The sequence below is a fragment of the Methylobacterium sp. WL103 genome (assembly GCF_008039885.1).
Classification (GTDB): Bacteria; Pseudomonadota; Alphaproteobacteria; order Rhizobiales; family Beijerinckiaceae; genus Methylobacterium; species Methylobacterium cerastii.
On sequence record NZ_VRUX01000647.1, the window covers coordinates 1 to 2277 of the forward strand.

Annotated in this window: 2 protein-coding genes and 1 pseudogene; 2 read left to right on the plus strand and 1 reads right to left on the minus strand. The window is 70.8% G+C overall.

Annotation, left to right across the window (positions count from 1 at the left end; genetic code table 11):
• Nucleotides 1-142: 142 nt before the first annotated feature.
• Nucleotides 143-1525: a tRNA (N6-isopentenyl adenosine(37)-C2)-methylthiotransferase MiaB gene (gene miaB / locus FV222_RS23660; protein WP_147754154.1), complete on the minus strand. Its 1383-nt coding sequence runs from the start codon at nucleotides 1523-1525 to the stop codon at nucleotides 143-145.
• Between the two features lie 100 nt (nucleotides 1526-1625).
• Here miaB and FV222_RS23665 point away from each other — a divergent pair.
• Both FV222_RS23665 and FV222_RS23670 read left to right on the plus strand, forming a co-directional pair.
• Nucleotides 1626-1934: pseudogene (locus FV222_RS23665) on the plus strand (type II toxin-antitoxin system RelE/ParE family toxin).
• Nucleotides 1931-2230, plus strand: a complete 300-nt coding sequence (locus FV222_RS23670; RefSeq protein ID WP_147754155.1) for an addiction module antidote protein — start codon at nucleotides 1931-1933, stop codon at nucleotides 2228-2230. The pseudogene FV222_RS23665 and the gene FV222_RS23670 overlap by 4 nt, the downstream one beginning before the upstream one ends.
• Nucleotides 2231-2277 lie beyond the last annotated feature (47 nt).

Here is a 2277-nt window from a genome sequence, read left to right on the forward strand (position 1 = left end):
GCGCCCGGCCGTTCCGTCGAATGACGCCACGAACACTCCCTTCATCGCTCATGCCGAGCCTCGTGGGCAGGAGCCCATGAGACCCGGCGGATTGCCGCCGTCCCACGGTCGCGGGGGCCGGATCGCGCAGCGCGATCCGGGATCACGCCGCCGCGGCGGCCTCGATCGCCTCGCCGAACAGGCTGTTGGTCCCCGCCTCGACGACGCGCACTGGCACGATCCGCCCGATGCAGGAGGTGGGGGCGTCGAACTGAACGGCGAGCAGGTGCGGCGTCTTGCCCGCGACCTGACCCGGCCGGCGGCCGACCTTTTCGACCAGGACCTCGACCACCTGGCCCACCGCCGCGCGCTGGAACGCGTGGCGCTGCGCATCGAGCAGCGCCTGCAGCGCATGGAGGCGGGCGGTCATGACGTCCTCCGGCACCGCGTCGGCGCGCTCGGCGGCCGGCGTGCCGGGGCGCGGGCTGTACTTGAAGGAGTAGGCGCTCTCGAACCCGACATCGGAAACGAGACGCATCGTGTCGGCGAACTCGGCGTCGGTCTCGCCGGGGAAGCCGACGATGAAGTCCGAGGACAGGGCGATGTCGGGACGGACCTTGCGGACCCGGTCGATGATCCGCCGGTAGGCGTCGCCGGTATGCTTGCGGTTCATCGCCGCGAGGATGCGGTCGGAGCCCGACTGCACCGGCAGGTGGAGGTAGGGCATCAGGGCCGGGATCTCGGCATGCGCCGCGATCAGGTCGTCGCCCATGTCGTTGGGGTGGCTCGTGGTGTAGCGGATGCGGGCGATGCCGGGCACGCGCGCCACCGCCCGGATCAGGTCGGAGAGCGTCGCGGTCCCGCCATCGCTGGCGAGCCCGTGGTAGGCGTTCACGTTCTGGCCGACGAGGCCGATCTCGCGGACCCCGCCGGCGGCGAGCCTTTCCGCCTCCGCCACGACCGCCGCGATCGAGCGCGAGACCTCGGCGCCGCGGGTGTAGGGCACGACGCAGAACGCGCAGAACTTGTCGCAGCCCTCCTGCACCGTGAGGAAGGCGGAGACGCCCGCGGTGCGCCGCGCCGGCAGGTGGTCGAACTTGTCCTCGACGGGGAATTCGGTGTCGACCACGCGCTTGGCGTGCGAGCGGGCCAGCAGGTCCGGCAGGCGATGGTAGCTCTGCGGGCCGACCACCACATCGACGACGGGCGCGCGGTGCAGGATCTCGGCGCCCTCGGCCTGCGCCACGCAGCCGGCGACGACGATGCGGGTGTCGCGGCCTTCGAGCTGGCGCGCATCCTTGAGCACGCGCAGGCGCCCGAGCTCGGAATAGACCTTCTCGGCCGCCTTCTCGCGGATGTGGCAAGTGTTGAGCACCACCACGTCCGCCTCCTCGACGTGGTCGGTGGCGGAGAACCCCTGCTCGGCCAAGACGTCCGCCATGCGGGCGGCGTCGTAGGCGTTCATCTGGCAGCCGTAGGATTTGACGAAGGCTTTTTTCGACACCGCGTCGGGTCCCGGGTTCCTTGGGATACGGCGCGCGAGCATCTCCGCCGCCGAGGCGGAACGCGTCTACCATAGATCGGCCGTGCCGTCGCGACCCGGCCCAAACGCTTGCAAGACCGTATCCTATAGAATACAAAAGATGATGATCCGCATCCGCCGTACGGCTGGTTTCGACGCTTGGCTGCGCGCCTTGCGGGATCAGTGCGCCAAGGCCCGCATCGCGATCCGGATCGACCGGCTCGCCGCGGGAAACGCCGGCGATGCGAAACCGGTCGGCTCCGGGGTGAGCGAGCTGCGCGTCGATGTCGGGCCGGGCTATCGCCTGTAGTTCGTCCGCCGCGGCGAGGCCCTGATCGTTCTGCTCTGCGGCGGGGACAAGAGCAGCCAGCAACGCGACATCGTGCAGGCCAAGGCCCTGGCGGCGGGCCTGCAGGACGGAGACGGCGCATGACCGAGACGCAGCCCTACGATTCCGCCGACTACCTGGAGACCGACGAGGCGCTGGCGGAGTACCTCACCGCGGCCTTCGAGGAGGGAGACACGGCGCTCTTCCGGCACGCCCTCGGCGTCGCCGCCCGCGCGCGCGGCATGACGCGGATCGCCCGCACCTCCGGGCTATCGCGCGAGAGCCTTTACAAGGCGCTCTCCGAGGACGGCAACCCGAGCCTCGACACGACGGTGCGCGTCCTGAAGGCGATGAACCTGCGGCTGACGGCGACCGTGCCGCACGCGTCCGAGCCGGCCTGACGGGATCAGGCCGCCGCCGTGCCATCCGGGAGCCCGGCGAGCGGCCT

What these genes read in the sequence shown, in the direction of transcription:
- miaB (WP_147754154.1), bottom strand. Translation starts at nt 1,525, where the DNA reads ATGCTCGCGCGCCGTATCCCAAGGAACCCGGGACCCGACGCGGTGTCG.
- FV222_RS23670 (WP_147754155.1), top strand. Translation starts at nt 1,931, where the DNA reads ATGACCGAGACGCAGCCCTACGATTCCGCCGACTACCTGGAGACCGAC.